16 protein-coding genes are annotated in these 15543 nt (G+C 73.7%); 11 read left to right on the top strand and 5 right to left on the bottom strand.

Annotated features, from left to right (window positions below; all coding sequences use genetic code 11):
* Positions 1 to 2 precede the first annotated feature (2 nt).
* Both ACI794_RS14535 and ACI794_RS14530 read left to right on the top strand, forming a co-directional pair.
* Complete coding sequence (locus ACI794_RS14535) at positions 3 to 1493, top strand: SulP family inorganic anion transporter (protein WP_456616711.1); 1491 nt, start codon at positions 3 to 5, stop codon at positions 1491 to 1493.
* Between the two features lie 47 nt (positions 1494 to 1540).
* A complete protein-coding gene (locus tag ACI794_RS14530) occupies positions 1541 to 1939 on the top strand; it encodes a MerR family transcriptional regulator (RefSeq protein ID WP_456616710.1) in 399 nt (132 codons plus the stop codon).
* Between the two features lie 356 nt (positions 1940 to 2295).
* On the opposite strand, the gene ACI794_RS14525 is transcribed toward ACI794_RS14530, so the two are convergent.
* The 4 genes from ACI794_RS14525 to ACI794_RS14510 form a co-directional block, all read right to left on the bottom strand.
* Positions 2296 to 2526, bottom strand: a complete 231-nt coding sequence (locus ACI794_RS14525; RefSeq protein ID WP_456616709.1) for a hypothetical protein — start codon at positions 2524 to 2526, stop codon at positions 2296 to 2298.
* 57 nt (positions 2527 to 2583) lie between these two features.
* On the bottom strand, positions 2584 to 2913 hold the full coding sequence (locus ACI794_RS14520) for a hypothetical protein (RefSeq protein ID WP_456616708.1): 330 nt from the start codon (positions 2911 to 2913) through the stop codon (positions 2584 to 2586).
* Positions 2914 to 3515: 602 nt separating this feature from the next.
* The gene (locus ACI794_RS14515; protein ID WP_456616707.1) at positions 3516 to 4016 is read right to left on the bottom strand and encodes an ATP-binding protein; all 501 of its coding nucleotides are present in this window, start codon (positions 4014 to 4016) and stop codon (positions 3516 to 3518) included.
* 313 nt (positions 4017 to 4329) lie between these two features.
* Positions 4330 to 6615: a SpoIIE family protein phosphatase gene (locus ACI794_RS14510; protein ID WP_456616706.1), complete on the bottom strand. Its 2286-nt coding sequence runs from the start codon at positions 6613 to 6615 to the stop codon at positions 4330 to 4332.
* A gap of 39 nt (positions 6616 to 6654) precedes the next feature.
* Here ACI794_RS14510 and ACI794_RS14505 point away from each other — a divergent pair, with 39 nt between their 5' ends.
* From ACI794_RS14505 to ACI794_RS14475, 7 genes are all read left to right on the top strand, one after another.
* On the top strand, positions 6655 to 7260 hold the full coding sequence (locus tag ACI794_RS14505; RefSeq protein ID WP_456616705.1) for a hypothetical protein: 606 nt from the start codon (positions 6655 to 6657) through the stop codon (positions 7258 to 7260).
* 822 nt (positions 7261 to 8082) lie between these two features.
* A complete protein-coding gene (locus ACI794_RS14500; RefSeq protein WP_456616704.1) occupies positions 8083 to 8724 on the top strand; it encodes a GTP cyclohydrolase II in 642 nt (213 codons plus the stop codon).
* 12 nt (positions 8725 to 8736) lie between these two features.
* Positions 8737 to 9336 (top strand): nitroreductase family protein, encoded by a 600-nt coding sequence (locus tag ACI794_RS14495; RefSeq protein WP_456601295.1) that lies wholly within the window; start codon positions 8737 to 8739, stop codon positions 9334 to 9336.
* A 45-nt stretch (positions 9337 to 9381) separates the two neighbouring features.
* Entirely contained in the window at positions 9382 to 10278 is an 897-nt protein-coding gene (locus tag ACI794_RS14490) for a dioxygenase family protein (protein ID WP_456601296.1), read from the top strand.
* Between the two features lie 14 nt (positions 10279 to 10292).
* Complete coding sequence (locus tag ACI794_RS14485) at positions 10293 to 10832, top strand: MarR family winged helix-turn-helix transcriptional regulator (RefSeq protein ID WP_456601297.1); 540 nt, start codon at positions 10293 to 10295, stop codon at positions 10830 to 10832.
* A gap of 91 nt (positions 10833 to 10923) precedes the next feature.
* Positions 10924 to 11529: a methyltransferase domain-containing protein gene (locus tag ACI794_RS14480; protein WP_456601298.1), complete on the top strand. Its 606-nt coding sequence runs from the start codon at positions 10924 to 10926 to the stop codon at positions 11527 to 11529.
* Between the two features lie 119 nt (positions 11530 to 11648).
* Entirely contained in the window at positions 11649 to 12575 is a 927-nt protein-coding gene (locus tag ACI794_RS14475) for a MerR family transcriptional regulator (RefSeq protein WP_456616703.1), read from the top strand.
* 11 nt (positions 12576 to 12586) lie between these two features.
* Here the strand turns inward: ACI794_RS14475 and ACI794_RS14470 are convergent, their stop codons facing one another.
* A complete protein-coding gene (locus ACI794_RS14470) occupies positions 12587 to 13303 on the bottom strand; it encodes a YcnI family copper-binding membrane protein (RefSeq protein ID WP_456616702.1) in 717 nt (238 codons plus the stop codon).
* 354 nt (positions 13304 to 13657) lie between these two features.
* On the opposite strand from ACI794_RS14470, the gene ACI794_RS14465 reads away from it, so the two are divergent.
* Both ACI794_RS14465 and ACI794_RS14460 read left to right on the top strand, forming a co-directional pair.
* Positions 13658 to 15148: a SulP family inorganic anion transporter gene (locus ACI794_RS14465; protein ID WP_456616701.1), complete on the top strand. Its 1491-nt coding sequence runs from the start codon at positions 13658 to 13660 to the stop codon at positions 15146 to 15148.
* Positions 15148 to 15543, top strand: coding sequence for a MerR family transcriptional regulator (locus ACI794_RS14460; protein WP_456616700.1), 396 nt, complete (start codon positions 15148 to 15150; stop codon positions 15541 to 15543). Before ACI794_RS14465 ends, ACI794_RS14460 begins: the two co-directional genes overlap by 1 nt.

The raw sequence follows: 15543 nt of genomic DNA, 5'->3' as shown, positions 1-15543 counted from the left end.
CCATGTCCTCAGCTCTCGCTGCCCCGCCCGCGCCTCGCTTCCGGCGCCCGGCCTGGCTGTCCCCGTCGGTCGCCCGCACCGAGGTGCTGGCCGGCGTCGTCGTCGCCCTGGCGTTGATCCCCGAGGCGATCAGCTTCTCCATCCTGGCCGGGGTCGACCCTCGCGTCGGCCTGTTCTCCTCCTTCGTGATGGCTGTGGTCATCGCCTTCACCGGCGGCCGCCCGGCGATGATCACCGCCGCGACCGGCGCCATCGCTCTCGTTGTCGCCCCGCTGGCGCTCCAGTACGGGGTCCAGTACCTGTTCGCCGCCATCATCCTCGGCGGGCTCTTCCAGATCCTGCTGAGCGTGACCGGCTTCGCCCGCCTCATGCGGTTCATCCCGCGCAGCGTCATGGTCGGCTTCGTCAACGCGCTGGCCATCCTGATCTTCACCGCGCAACTGCCGCAGCTGACCGACGTGCCGTGGCTGGTCTACCCGCTCGTGGCCGCCGGCCTGGCGATGATCTTCCTGCTCCCCCGGCTGACGACGGCGATCCCCGCACCCCTGGTCGCGATCATCGTCCTGACGGCGGTGGCGGTCACCGCCGGCTGGGAGATCCCCGACGTCGGCGGCGAGGGCGAGCTCCCCGACAGCCTGCCGTTCTTCCTGCTGCCCGACGTGCCCCTCACTTTCGAGACCCTCGGTCTCATCGCCCCCTACGCCCTCGGCGTGGCCCTGGTCGGGCTGATGGAGTCGCTGATGACGGCGAAGCTGGTCGACGATCTCACCGACACCCACTCCGACAAGACCCGCGAGTCCTGGGGCCAGGGCGTGGCCAATGTCGCCTCCGGCTTCTTCGGCGGCATGGGCGGTTGCGCCATGATCGGCCAGACCATGATCAACGTGAAGTCCGGCGCCCGCACCCGGCTGTCGACCTTCCTCTCCGGCGTCTTCCTGCTGGTCCTCGTGGTCGCCCTCGGCGACGTCGTCGCGACCATCCCGATGGCCGCCCTGGTCGCCGTGATGATCTTCGTGGCGTACGCCACCTTCGACTGGCACAGCCTGCGCACCATCCACCGCATGCCCAAGAGCGAGACCATCGTGATGATCACGACCGTCGCCGGCACCCTGATCACGCACAACCTGGCGATCGGTGTCGGCGCCGGCGTCCTCGCGGCCTGCGTGCTCTTCGCCCGCCGCGTTGCCCACCTGGCCGAGGTCACCAGCGTCACCGACCCCGACGGCAGCACCCGGGTGTACTCGGTGACGGGGGCGCTGTTCTTCGCCTCCAGCAACGACCTGTACACCCAGTTCGACTACGCCGGTGATCCCGAGAACGTGGTGATCGACCTGACCGACGCCCACATCTGGGACGCCTCGACCGTCGCCGCCCTCGACGCCATCACCCACAAGTACGAGACCCGCGGCAAGAAGGTCGAGATCGTCGGCCTGAGCGGCCACTCCGCAGACCGGTTCGAGCGGCACACCGGTCAGCTGGCCGGGGCGCACTGATGCGCGCCACGGACTCAGCGGGCCACCCGGTGGCCTATGAAGGAGGGGTGACCGGCACACCGCGCAGCGAGCTGATGCAGATTGGCCAGGTCGCCGAGCGCACCGGGCTGAGCCTGCGCACCATCCGCTGGTACGAGGAGGAGGGGCTCGTCGTCCCCAGCGCCCGCACCGACGGTGGGTTCCGGCTCTACAGCACCGACGACGTCGCCCGCCTCGAGGTCACCAAGCGGATGAAGCCGCTCGGCTTCGCCCTCGAGGAGATGCGCGAGCTACTCACCCTGCTCGCCGACCTGAATGCCGGCACTGGCGACCGCGCGCAGCTGCTCGAGCGGCTCCGGATGTTCCACGAGGCGGCCACAGCGCGGGTCACCGCGCTGCGCGAGCAGCTCGCCGTGGCCGAGGGCTTCGCCGAGAGCCTCGCCGGCCACCTCGACAGCCGGCGCTGAACGGACGAGGCGTCGCTGTCACCGCCTGATCGCCGACGGCCCGCGGCACACCGCACCCCGCCCGCGCTTGCTCCGAGGTGTCGACCCGACCGTGGCCGCGCACACGCTGCGGCGGGCCGCGCTCGACCGGCTGCTCCCCGCCCATGAGCAGGAGTGGCGCCCGATCACCGACGCGTAGATGAGCAGCGCCGCCCAGCGGCTGGGGCACCGGTCGACCGCACCGAACTGACCGGCGGCCCCGAGACCGGCACGTCGTGGACGACCGGGTGGCCGACGTGGTCCGGGCCCGGCACCGATCTGCTCACCGGCCGCCTGCTGACCGGTGCCGCCGTGGTCGGCCTGTGGTGGGACCTGACTCAGCTCCCCGCACGGCGGGTCGTGCGGCGGTCACCGACGTCACCGTCGCCGCCCAGGTGCGGCAGGCGCACCAGGTCGAGGACCGCGTGCGCGGGACTGCCGGGCGATGCCTCGAGCCGCAGCAGCTGCTGCTGCTGGGCGGCGAGCTGGTCGCGCATCCGGTGTAGGACCTGCACCCCGGCACTGGCCAGGTGGGTCACCTCGGTGAGGTCGACGGTCAGCAGAAGCACCCCTCCGCGGGAGGCGCCGGACAGCCGGTCACCACACCGTGCGCCGGCGGTGCTCTGTCAGTGCAGACCGATGCTGGCCCACTTGTCGAGCACGTCGGCGGTGACGGGCTCCGGGGCATCCGGCGCGGCGCAGTGCGTGTCGGGCACCGCGGTCCGCTTGGCCTGACGCGGCGTCATGAGCTCCGGCAGCATCTGGCCGATGGCCAGGATGTCCCCCGCGGTGAACCAGACCCCGCGCTGCTGCTTCCCGTCGGGGTTGCCGCTGCGCTGGTGCGGGATGGACCGCGCGGTGACCCACCGCTTCAGCCAGGTGTCCGGGATGTTCAGGGTTTCTGCCACCTCAGCCCGCTTGTAGCAGCGGACGGTGGCGATTTGCTCGTTGATCACCCTTCGACCTGTCCGGCGGCCGGCAGCCGGAGGCAATCCCCGCCGCGCTCTCCTACCCCCTCGGCATCGGGAAGGGCCGGCTCCGGGTCCGCTGCCGGTCGCTGCGGGCGCCCAGGGGTTGGGGGGGCAGATTGGGGGGCAACTGAGCGCTCAGGACCGCGCAGAACCGCTTACGACCGCTCCGGGACGTCCGAGAAGGCCGCTATCCTGCGCATTCGCCGGGCCACCCGGCCCGGGACCGGCCTCACTCGCGGGTTCGAGCCCCGTCACTCACCCGAGCGGTGGAGGCCCTGGTCAGTTCGCTGACCAGGGCCTCCATCTGTTCCGGCGCCGTCGGCGGCGGCAATCGGGCCGCCGCTGCCCCCGCTTGGGAGGCGGATGGGGGCAGTGACGGGGCGACTGCGCAGCGCGCACACCTGCTGACGGTCACCGCCGACGGTGCCATGTACGCCGCGAAGGACGCCGGCCGCGGACGCGTGCACACAGCCGGTCTGGTCCGACGGGGCTGACTTGGCTATTGCGCCCCACCGGTCGCTCAGGCTTCCGGACCGCGTCGCCCGCAGCGCCGCCGACGATCACCTACACCGGGCTGGTCAGGGTGCTCATGCGGATCCAGACCGGGCGAGCGACGGTCTGGGCAGCGAGGCCGTGACCTCGGGAGGGGCCTCCGCCCGGGTGTAGTCGATCCGCGCCCAGGCGACCTTGCGGGTGCCGTCGACGTACCAGCCGTGGGCTCCACAGATCTGCCCGACCAGGTACAGGCCCAGGCCGCCGTCGGCCGCGTCTCGATCGACGGCCGGGGTCGGCGGCGTACTGACGTCGGTGTCCCCGACCTCCAGCAGCCAGTAGTTGCCGAAGCTGCACACGGTGATGTCCACAGGAGCCCCGCCGTGTCGCAGCGCGTTGGAGCCGATCTCCTCGAACACGAGCAGCAGCCGCTCCACGGCCCCGCCGTCGGCGCCGGCCGCATGCTGCAGGTCTGCGGCGAGTCGCCGTCGGGCGCTCGTCAGGTCTGCGATGCCGGCCGGCTTCCACCGTCCGACGCGGACGGTGTCGGCGCCCGTCGGCGGCGGATGGCGGTGGCCCCACAGGTCGTTGCCCAACGTGCCCTCCGAGGATCGACCGACTGTGGTGCAGGAGCCGGCCCCGGCTGTCCGGCGACCCGATGGCGTCCAGGCTGTCGCCGGTGGCATCCAGTCGCCGAACTCGCGACTGACGACGTTAGCCCGCGCCCCCGATGGACGCCGGTAGCCACGCCCGTCTCGGCCTGTTCCGCGTCGGCCATCGCCGCGGGCGGGAGCGGAGAGGCAGGCATGGTGACCCGCCGGACGGACGGTGCGACCGGTAGGTGTCCGAGTGTGCCGCCGCGCGCGATGCACCTTCACCTCGACCTTTCCGCGGCAGGGGCGCCAGGGGTCAGTCGGCTGGCAGGTTCGGTGGCACCCGCTCGGGACCGGCCTCGGCCGGGCGCGGCCGGTCCTGCGGGTGCAACCGCACCGCGACCAGGGCGACGTCGTCGTCGGGCGCGTCGGGCAGCATCCGGTCCAGCAGTTCGTCGCACAACTCGTCCAGGTTCCGGCCGGCGAGCTCGGCCAAGGTGTCCTGCAGCCTGGCCGTGCCGGCATCGAGGTCGGAGTCGCGACGTTCGACCAGCCCGTCGGTGTAGAACAGCACGACCGTGTCGCGGCCCAGGTGCACCTGGGACTCGCGGCGCGTGGCTGTGGCGTCCACCCCGAGCAGCAGATCGGTGTGAGCGGTGGTGAGTGCGGTGACCGAGCCGTCGATGGTGACCGCCATCGGCGGCGGGTGTCCGGCGTTCGACCAGCGGAGCCGGGTCAGCCCGTCGGCGCGTTCTTCGTCGGTCTGCTCCAGCCGCGCGACGACCGTGGTCGCCAGGATCGGTGTTTGCAGGGTCTCCATCACCTGCTCCACCCGACACAGCACCGCGGCCGGCCCGTCGTGGTCCAGCGCGCCGAGGGTCCGCACGATGCTGCGGATCTGTCCCATCGCCGCGGCGGCCTGCACGTCGTGGCCGACGACGTCGCCGATGACCAGCAGCGTCGCGCCGCTGGGCTGCATGAACGCGTCGTACCAGTCGCCACCGACCTGCGCGGCCTGCGCCGCGGGCACGTATCGGACCACGATCTGCAGGTGGTCCGGTTCCGGCGGCGGGGTCAGCAGGGACCGCTGGAACCCTTCGGCCAGGTCGCGCTGCTGCCGGAACAGTCGGGCGTTGTCCAGGACCAGGCCGGCGCGGCCGGCGACGTGCCGGGCGGTGTTGAGGTCCTCGTGGGTGAACGGGCCCCGGTCGGCACCGTTGGCCAGGGTCATCAGCCCGACCGGGCCGGTGCGCCCGGGCAGCGGAAGGACGGTCATGGCTTCGGGTGCCAGCGCCCGGATGGCCTCGTGCGTCGGGCCAGGGGTCAGCATCGTCAGTGCGTGCGCGGTGGCGTCGGCACCGACCAACTGCACCTGCCCGGTGCGCATCGCCCGGACGACGATCGCCTCGTCGCCCAGCGCGCCCAGCCGCGCCTGCGCGTACCCGTCGAGGACCGGCCGCATCGCCGGGTCGACGTGCTCCGCGGCGGCCGGGCGCAGGCCGCGGCGGGAGCCGGCGGCCTGGTCGTCGTCGATGAGGGTGACGATGCACCAGTCGGCGACCGCGGGCAGCACCAGCCGGGCCAGGCGGTGGGCGGCCTCGTCGGCATCCAGGGTGCCGCTGAGCTCCTCGGTGATCCGGCTGAGCAGCCGCTCCCGGGCGGCGGCGCGCTGGGTCTGCTGCTGCGTCAGGGCGCGGTCGGTGGTGTCGTGCACCACGCCGACCAGGTGTCCGGTGGCGCCATCGGCGCCATCGATCACCTGCCCGCGGGCGGCGACCCACCGGTGGGAGCCGTCGGCGAGCACGATGCGGTACTCGGCGTCGTAGATCCCGCCGGTGTCGACGGCGTGCTGGACGCGAGCGCGGACATCGGCGACGTCGTCGGGGTGCACGTGGACGTAGACGTCCTCCGGGCGGCCGGTGAAGGTGTCCCGGTCCATCCCCGACAGCTCCAGCAGGCGGTCGTCGACGGTCAGCGCGCCGGTGGCCAGGTTCAGGTCGAAGGTGCCGACCTTCCCCGCGTCCAGCGCCAGCGCCCACCGGGAGCGGTCGATCGCCTGCTGCACCAGTAGCCGCTGCGCCCGCACCGCGGACTCCTGCGCCTGGGCGACGGCGTCATCGGCGCGCTGCTGGGCCGCCCGCAGCCACAACTCCGAGCTGCAGGCTCCGGCCAGATCGGTCAGCACCGCCAGGTCATCGTCCGACCAGGTCCGCGGCCGGCTGTCGATGGCGCACAGCGAGCCGACCACGACGCCGTCGCCGTCGCCGTCGGTCAACGGAACACCGGCGTAGGCGATGACGCGCAGGTCCGGGATGGCCAGGTTCTCGGCGACCAGCGGGTCGGTGCGGGCATCGGCGATGACCAGCGGAGCCGCCGAGCGCACCACGTGCTGGCAGAACGAGTGGCTCAGCGGCGTCCTGCGGGTCGACTGCCACGGCTCGGGCAGGCCCACCGCGCCGGGGAACACCTGCTCGTCGGCCGACACCAGCGTGACCAGCGCGACCGGGACGTCCAACTGCCGACGGACCAGGCGGGCGAACCGCTCGAACGCCGGATCCGACCGCGGGGGCAGCGCGGCGCCGGAAGGCAGTGAGCCAGTCACACGTCCCCCCGGCGACAGGGACACGTCGCCGACGTCCCGATGAGTGAGTTCGACCAGGGTACCGGGGTGCTGCCGGGTCAAGACCGCGTCCGTCGCCACGGCGGCCGGGGCAGCGAGCACGTGGCCGAGGCCTCGCCCTTCCCGGTGAGCACCGCCGTCCAGCACCGCGAGCGGCGACACGGGACGCTCATGTCGGTCGAGTCCGACCGGCTCACCGTGCTGTTCGACCAGGAGGGCTACAAGACCTTGGCCCGCGCCGCCGTGGAGTCCCACGACCTGCTCGAGGCCGCCGGGTCAGCCGAGGCCGCATGCCGTCACGGGATGACGGGGCAACGCACGCCGACGTGGGACGCCCGCGGCCGACGACACGGACGTCGTGCCGGTGGAGTCGTTCGCGACAGCGGTGACCTGCGCCAGTTGCCGGGGACGGCACTGCAGCCGGCCTCGGGCCGGGTGGTCATCCAGTTGATGCCCGGACCTGTCCCGACAGGGTCAGAGGCCGAGGTGGGCCCATCGGTGGAGCTGCGCCTCGGAGGGAGCACCAGCGGCGGCGACGGTGTTCGACTGACGAGTCGTCATGAGCTCCGGGAGCATCGCGCCGATGGCGATGATGTCGGCCGGGTGAACCACACCCCGCGCTGCTGAACGCCGTCGGGGTCGCCCTTGCGCTGATGCGGCTCGGGGACGTTCAAGGCGCGCGCCGCCTCGGCTCGGGTGTACCGCCGGACGGTGGCGAGCTGCTCGTCGATCACTCCTCGACCGGTCCGGGGGACCCAGCGCCGGTCAATCGCCCCCAGGAGAGGCCCCGGCCAGAGTCCGCGCGAGGGGCGACTCGCGCGTCCGGTGCAGCCCGGGAACTGGGGGGCAGATTGGGGGGCAATCGGACGCTCAGGACCGCTCGAGACCGCCCAGGAACGCTCAAGAACGATCCGGAGCGTCCGACGGGGCGGCTGTTCTGCGCATCTGCCGGGCCACCAGGCCCGGGACCGGCCTCACTCGCGGGTTCGAGCCCCGTCACTCACCCCACGCGGTGGAGGCCCTGGTCAGCTCGCTGACCAGGGCCTCCGTCCGTTCCGGGCCCCGGTGGTGGTGTGGCTGTGCCGCTCCACCACCGCTTCTCTCGAGCCGCCCCGGGCTCACCTCACACCAGCTCGGCTCCTCGGGCGTGGTGGAGATCCCTCGACCCGGGACAGCGGGCACCGCGACGGCTGGGGCTGCTCGGTGCAGCCGGGATTCGGCGCGGCCGACCGGTCCGCCTCCTCACCGTTGCGGTCGACGGCGGAGTCACGGGTCGCCGGGCGTTCGACCGCCCCCCCTACCGCAGAGACATCGCACGGCGCGGACAAACTCTTGAACTCTCAACTGTTTGCCGCTATGGTCACTTGAAGTTTCAAGTCAATGGACGTTCTGATGCCCCTCCCCACCATGGCGGCGCACGGGCCGGCGCCGCGCGCCGGAGCCCGATCGGTGACCGACGCGACCGTCCGGACGACGGTGACCGTGCCGCTGCGGTTCCCCGACGGATATGCGACGACGGCGGACGTGTCCACCTTCGACGGCCTGGCCGACGGCGGGGAGCACCTCCTGCTCGGTCTGGGTGACTGGCGGCGGGCCCTCGAAGACGCCGCGGCCGGACGGCCCGCGCCGCTGGTCCGGCCGCACAGCGAGTGCCTGACCGGCGAGGTCTTCGGCAGCGAGCGGTGCGACTGCGGCCCGCAACTGCGGGAGGCGATCGAGCGGATCACCGACGCGGGCGGCTTCCTGCTGTACCTGCGCCAGGAGGGTCGAGGGATCGGCCTGTACGCCAAGCTCGACGCCTACGCCCTGCAGGACGCCGGGCTGGACACCTACGCCGCCAACGTCGCGCTGGGCCGCGGCGAGGACGAGCGCGACTACGCGGTCGCCGCCCAGATGCTGCGCGCGCTGGGTGCCGAGCGGATCCGCCTGCTGTCCAACAACCCCGACAAGGCCGACCAGTTGCGGCTGCACGGCATCGCCGTCACCGAGCAGGTGCGCACCGGGCTCCACCTGACCGAGTCGAACACCCGCTACCTGACCGCCAAGCGCGACCGCACCGCGCACACCCTCGACCTGCCGCTCGTCGGCTGACCGGAGCACACCGTGAACCCGTCCACGAAGACCGCCGACACCTCCGTCCCGCTGCACCCGCTGCTGGCGGAGCGCTGGAGCCCCCGGGCCCTCGACCCGCGGCACGAGCTCGGTGCGGAGCAGGTGACCGCGCTGCTCGAGGCAGCCCGCTGGGCGCCGAGCGCGTCCAACACCCAGCCGTGGCGATTCGCCGTCGCCCTGCGGGGAACCGTCGAGCACGGCGCCGTCCTCGAGGCCCTCGCCGGCGGCAACCGGGTATGGGCGCACGCCGCTTCCGCCCTCGTCGTGGTCGCCGCGACGGAGGAGGGCACCGACGGCGCCGAGCGGCCGTGGGCCCGCTACGACACCGGTCAGGCCGTGGCGCACCTGTCGATCCAGGCGCAGTCCGAGGGACTGGCCGTCCACCAGATGGGCGGCTTCGACGCCGCCCGCCTCCGGGCCCTGCTGCCTCCCGGCGTCACACCGCTCGTCGTGCTGGCCATCGGCCGCCAGGACGCGACGGCCCGGTTGGCCGAGCCGTTCGCCGGCCGCGAGACGGCTGCCCGGACGCGGCTTCCCCTGGAGACTCTGCAGCTCGCCGTCGCCCCGGCGCCGGCGCACGCGCAGGTCTGACCGCAGCCCGGAACCCTCGAGACCGCACCCCTCCCGGAGACCAGCATGAGCACCGGCACCACCCTGACCAGCACAGCCGCAGCCGACGCGCTGATCGACACCCGTCACCCGTTCGCGGCTCACCTGCGGCACGACGCGGCTGCCGGGCCGCACCGCGGATGGAGACCGGACGACGGCCCGCTGCCGGCGCTCTACATCAGCCACGGCGCGCCTCCGACCTTCGAGGACGGCCGGTGGATGCGGCAGCTGCACGACTGGGCCCGCGAACTCCCGCGCCCGAGGGCGATCCTCATCGTCAGCGCGCACTGGGAGTCCGACGGCCTGGGGATCACCAGCACGGCCCCTACCGAGCTGGTCTACGACTTCGGCGGGTTCCACCCCATGTACCGCCGGATGCGGTACGACACTCCCGACGCCTCCGCGCTGGCCCGCCAGGTGCTGTCGGTCCTGCCGGACACCCAGCACGTCCACGAGCACCGCAACCGCGGACTGGACCACGGCGCGTGGGTGCCGCTGAAGGTGATGTACCCGGCCGCCGACATCCCGGTCCTCCAGCTGAGCCTGCCGACGCACGACACGACCGCACTGCTCGCCCTCGGCGAACGACTGCGGGCCCTGCGGGCGGAGGGGGTGCTGGTCATCGGCTCCGGCTTCATGACCCACGGCCTGCAGTACATGGACTGGTCGCGGCCGGACGCCGTCCCCGGCTGGTCGGCCGATTTCGATGCGTGGGTGGCCGACGCCCTGGACCGCGGTGACGTCGAGGAGCTCGCGCAGTTCCGCATGCGGGCTCCCGGTCTGCGCTACGCCCACCCGACCGTCGAGCACTTCACCCCGCTGTTCGTCACCCTGGGCGCCGCGACCGCCCCCACCGCACCGGTCACCACCGCCGTCGACGGGTACTTCCTGGGGCTGTCCAAGCGGTCCTTCCACATCCTCTGACGTCGGGAGTCCTGATGGCCCGCCCCACCGACGACCCGCTGCACCCGGACCCGGCCGCCGACGCGGGGGAGGTGCCGGCGCGCTGGCTGGAGGACGAGGAGATGGCCACCTGGCTGGCCCTGGTCCAGGTCCTCCAGCTCCTGCCGCAGGCGTTGGACCGGCAGCTCCGCCAGGACGCCGGGATGAAGCACGCCTACTACCAGGTCCTGGCCATCCTCTCCGCCCAGCCGGAGCGGACGCTCAGCATGGGCGAGCTCGCCCGGCAGACCGCGACCAGCCCGTCACGCCTCAGCCACGCCGTCGCCGCGATGGAGGAGCAGGGCTGGGTGAGCCGCTGGCCGTGTCCCACGAACCGGCGGATCCAGTACGCCACGCTCACCGACCCCGGGATGTCACTGCTGGAGAAGGTCGCCCCGGGCCACGTCGCCGAGGTCCGCCGGCTGGTCTTCGACAGGCTCACCTCGGCCGAGGTCGCCCAGCTGGGGTCGATAGCGCTCAGGCTGCTCACCCCCGGGACGGCCGACCCGCGCGGCCACGGGTCGTCATCCGTCTGACCGGCCCGTCCCGCGAACGGCCCACCGCGGCAGGCGACGGTGGGACACTGCCGCCGTGGCCGGCTGCTGCGATCCCCGAGGGTGCGACGGGGTGTTCGACGAGCGGTTCGCCAGGCGACGGGCCGCCCGCTACCGGAGGAAGGGCCTGGACGCCACGGCCCGCCGGATGGTGGACCTGCTCGAGCAGCGCGGTCTCCGGGACGCGACCGTGCTGGAGATCGGTGGCGGCGTCGGCGAGATCCACATCGAGCTGCTCCGCCGCGGCGCCGCCTCGGCCACGAACCTCGAGCTCTCCCCGGGCTACGAGGCCGAAGCAGCCCGGCTGCTCGACGAGGCCGGGCTCACCGGGCGCGTGGACCGCCGCCTGGCCGACATCGCCGCCGACCCGGCGGCAGCCCGGCCGGCGGACATCGTCGTCCTGCACCGCGTCGTGTGCTGCTACCCCGACCACCCGGCGCTCCTCGCCGCCGCCGCCGGCCACGCCCGCGCGCAGCTCGTCTTCAGCTTCCCGCCGCGCAACGCCGTCTCCCGGGCGTTCGTCGCGGTGCAGAACCGGCTGCTCGACTGGGGCGGCCGCCGGTTCCGCACGTTCGCGCACCCGCCGGCGGAGATGCTCGCCCTCCTCGCCGAGCACGGGATGCGGGCCACCGTCGCCCACCGGGGTGCCGTGTGGCAGGTCGCCCACGCGGCCCGCTGAGCGCTGGTCGGCCCGTCCCCGACGGGACGCCCGGGCCCGGCAGCGGCTGCGGCCGGTGAGGGTCTCCCCCGGCCGAGCGCCGGGACACGGAGCTGCCCGGCTCGTGTGACGATCTGCCGATGGAGCTGCTGTCGGTCGGCGAGGTGGCCGCGCGCCTCGGCGTCTCGCCGTCGGCCGTCCGCATGTGGGGCACCCGGTACGGGCTCGTCGCCTCGGCCCGTTCGGCAGGGGGCCACCGCCGTTACACCCCCGGTGACGTCGGCCTCCTCGAGGCCGTGCACCGGGCCGTCCTGTCCGGCACCGACCCGGCCGTCGCCGCGGCCACCGCCCGGGGCCTCGACAGCAGCGCGGCGGACGTCGGCCCCGGCCGGCGCAGGTCGGGAGCGGGCGGCAGCGTGCTGGCCGTACCGGGAGCCGGCCGCGAGGCCCGGGGGCTGGCTCGGGCCGCTGCCCGGCTCGACGAGATGCGTGCCGAGGACGCCATCGTCGCCGCGCTGCGCGACCTGGGCACGCTGCGCGCCTGGGACGACGTCGTCCGGCCGGTGCTGGTCGCCGCCGGGGCGCACTGGGAGGCCACCGGCACCGGCGTCGAGATCGAGCACCTCTTCAGCCAGGCCGTCTCGTCGGCGCTGGTCCGGCACACCGCCGGGCTGCCGGAACCACCGGCCGACCACCCGGTGCTGCTCGCCGGCGGGCCGCAGGAGGAGCACGTGCTGCCGCTGCACGCCGTCCGGGCGGCGCTGGTCGAGCGCGGCGTGCCCTCCCGGCTGCTCGGCCCCCGGACGCCACCGGTCGCGCTGGTGACCGCTGCTCGCCGCACCCGGGCGGCTGCCGTGCTGATCTGGCTCAGCCGGCCGGACGACGAGGCGGTCCGCGCCCTGCCGGAGATCGCCGGCGCGCACCGGACGGTGCGCGTCCTGGTCGGTGGCTCGGGATGGGCCGGCACCGACATCCGCCCGGCCGTCGCGCTGCCGGGCCTCGCCGAGGCCGTGGCGGCGCTCGAGGGGGCCTGGCGGGCCGGCCGACGACCGGCCGCCGCCGGCTGACCGTCCAGGTATCAGCCGGCGCGGCGCCGGGAGCCCAGCGCCAGCACCAGGGCGGCGACGCCGGCGAGCAGGCCGAGCCCGCCGACGACGAGGGCGGTCATCGCCAGCCCCGAGCCGTCGGAGGTCTGCGCTGCGGATGCCTCGTCCACGTCCGTCGACGCCTCGGCGGCACCCCCGCCGTGGTCGGCCGCACCGCTCAGCATCAGCACGGGAGCCGGGCTCTCCGGCTCGTCCTGCCCCTCCACGGTCGGCTCGATCCAAGCCTGCTCCGTGCCGTCGTCGTAGGTCTGGATCGCCGGGAAGGTGAGCTCGTCCACCTCGGGGATCGGACCGGCGCTGATGGAGAAGCTCTGGTACTGCCCGGGCGCGATCCCGGCCCCCGGGTCGGCGGTCCAGGTGATCTCGCTGACCGCCTCGGTCACCTCGCTCCCGTGCACCTCGACCGGCGGGTCGACCGGCCCGGTGGTGGTCGTCGCCGTCCACCCGGGCACCGGCTTCACGCTGACCGAGGCGAGCGGGGTCGCAGCGGGGATCTGGACCCGCAGGGAGACCGTCGAAGCCGTGTCGCTCTCGTTCGGCACCCGGAAGGTCAACTCCCCGAAGCCGCCGGGGGCGGCATCGCCCGAGGACACCCGGACGTGCGCCGAGGCCGCGCCGGCACCGGCGGCGAGGACCACCACCGTGGCGAGAGAGGTCGCGGCGAGCGCGCGGAGAGGACGGACGGGCACGGGCGGGCTCCTTCGTCTGCCGCCGGCCCGGCGGGCTGCCGGGCCGTGCGGTGGTCCAGTAGTCGCTCCAGCCCCCGGCGGAGTTCCCGCGCCGGGCGTGCGTGACGACGACCACTCCCCCACCACGGTGACGAACGACTCACCGGCCAGACCCTGACGTGAGGGACGGGTGACCGGCACACTCTCGGTGAGCCCGGCGCCGCGGTCGCCGGCACCGACGCCCTGGCCCCCCGGCGGCGCCCCTGCCCCGCGCCGGCGCGCCGCACCGCAGGTGCACCGGCGCACCTCACCCACGACCCGCACCGCCGCGGTGCCGCACCCCGCGCCCCGACGGCGCACGACCGAGACGGATCCATGTCCTCAGCCCTCGCTGCCCCGTCCACGCCCCGGTTCCGCCGGCCGGCGTGGCTCTCCCCGAGCACCGCCCGCACCGAGGTCCTCGCCGGCCTCGTGGTCGCCCTGGCCCTCATCCCGGAGGCGATCAGCTTCTCCATCCTGGCGGGCGTCGACCCGCGGGTCGGGCTGTTCTCCTCGTTCGTGATGGCCGTGGTGATCGCGTTCACCGGCGGCCGCCCGGCGATGATCACCGCGGCCACCGGCGCGATCGCGCTCGTCGTCGCGCCGCTGGCCCTCGAGCACGGCGTCGAGTACCTGTTCGCCGCGGTCGTCCTCGGCGGCGTCTTCCAGGTGCTGCTCGCCGCGGCCGGCGTCGCCCGGTTGATGCGCTTCATCCCGCGCAGCGTGATGGTCGGCTTCGTCAACGCGCTGGCGATCCTCATCTTCACCGCGCAGCTGCCGCACCTGGTCGACGTCCCCTGGCTGGTCTACCCGCTGGTCGCCGCGGGGCTGGCGATGATCTTCCTGCTGCCCCGGCTCACCGCCGCCGTCCCCTCGCCGCTGATCTCGATCGTCGTGCTCACCGGGCTGACGGTGGCCGCCGGCTGGGCGCTGCCCGACGTCGGCGACCAGGGCGAGCTGCCGGACAGCCTGCCCTTCCTCGGCATCCCGGCCGTCCCCTTCACCTGGGAGACCCTGACGATCATCGCGCCGTTCGCGCTGGGCGTGGCCCTGGTCGGGCTGATGGAGTCGCTGATGACCGCCAAGCTCGTCGACGACCTCACCGACACCCACTCGGACAAGACCCGCGAGTCCTGGGGCCAGGGCGTGGCCAACGTCGCCTCCGGCTTCTTCGGCGGCATGGGCGGCTGCGCGATGATCGGCCAGACGATGATCAACGTGAAGTCCGGTGCCCGCACCCGGCTGTCGACCTTCCTGTCCGGCGCCTTCCTGCTGGTCCTCGTGGTCGCCCTCGGCGACGTCGTCGCGATCATCCCGATGGCCGCGCTCGTCGCGGTGATGATCTTCGTGTCGATCGCCACCTTCGACTGGCACAGCCTGCGCACCCTCCACCGCATGCCCCGCAGCGAGACCACGGTGATGCTGGTGACCGTCGCCGGCACGCTGCTCACCCACAACCTCGCGATCGGCGTCGGGGGCGGCGTCCTCACCGCGTGCGTGCTGTTCGCCCGCCGCGTCGCGCACCTCGTCGAGGTGACCAGCGTCCTGGACCCCGACGGCGGCACCCGCGTGTACTCGGTGCACGGCGCGCTGTTCTTCGCCTCGAGCAACGACCTCGTCTCCCAGTTCGACTACAACGGCGACCCGGAGGACGTCGTGGTCGACCTGTCGAACGCGCACGTCTGGGATGCCTCCACCGTGGCGGTGCTCGACGCGATCACGCACAAGTACGCCACCCGCGGCAAGACGGTCGAGATCGTCGGCCTCAACGGGCACTCGGCCGACCGCTTCGAGCGGCACACCGGCCGGCTCGCCGGGGCGCACTGATGCAGGCGGCACGCGCCGGGCTGCTCCAGATCGGCCAGGTCGCGGAGCGGACCGGGCTGAGCCTGCGCACCATCCGCTGGTACGAGGAGGAGGGGCTGGTCGTCCCCACCGCCCGCACCGAGGGCGGCTTCCGCCTCTACAGCGACGGGGACGTCGCGCGCCTCGAGGTGATCAAGCGGATGAAGCCGCTGGGGTTCGCGCTCGAGGAGATGCGCGAGCTGCTCGGCCTGCTCGCCGACCTGGATGCCGGCACCGGCGACCGGGCGCAGCTGCTGGACCGGCTGCGCATGTTCCACGAGGCGGCCACCGCCCGGGTCACCGCGCTGCGCGGGCAGCTCGCCGTCGCCGAGGGCTTCGCCGCCGGCCTCGCCGACCAGCTCCACGCCCGGGGCTGA

Source organism: Blastococcus sp. SYSU DS0541 (genome assembly GCF_054050875.1).
The sequence above is the reverse complement of the archived record's forward strand: the minus strand, read 5'-3'. Positions and strand labels throughout refer to the sequence as shown.